The sequence below is a fragment of the Pseudomonas sp. SIMBA_067 genome (genome assembly GCF_046534675.1).
Classification (GTDB): domain Bacteria; phylum Pseudomonadota; class Gammaproteobacteria; order Pseudomonadales; family Pseudomonadaceae; genus Aquipseudomonas; species Aquipseudomonas putida.
In genome coordinates, this window is sequence record NZ_JAWRYH010000932.1 from 1 (window position 1) to 252 (window position 252).

The 252-nt window shown below is 42.5% G+C and carries 1 protein-coding gene; it reads left to right on the forward strand.

Features of this window, described 5'->3' with window-relative positions; all coding sequences use genetic code 11:
- Positions 1 to 252, forward strand: a 252-nt coding sequence (locus tag SB765_RS31940) for a hypothetical protein (protein WP_410932799.1), incomplete at both ends; no start/stop codon positions are given.

Here is a 252-nt window from a genome sequence, read left to right on the forward strand (position 1 = left end):
GAGTCTATTCTGGCATGAACCTCAGTTTTTACGTTCCTATCCCTATGTTCCAGATCTGGATGTTGTGCCAAAAAAAGGTGGTGTGTATATCTACTATAGAGTGTATGGTGGTTTAAGTGACGTTTTCTATGTGGGCCGCGCGTTGAACCTTAGACAGCGAATTAAGGGGCAGATGAATAACTTGAAACTTATGAATGGGATAAAGGCTGCCGCGAAAGGGAAAAGATATTTGGCATACGCTGAAATTGTCCT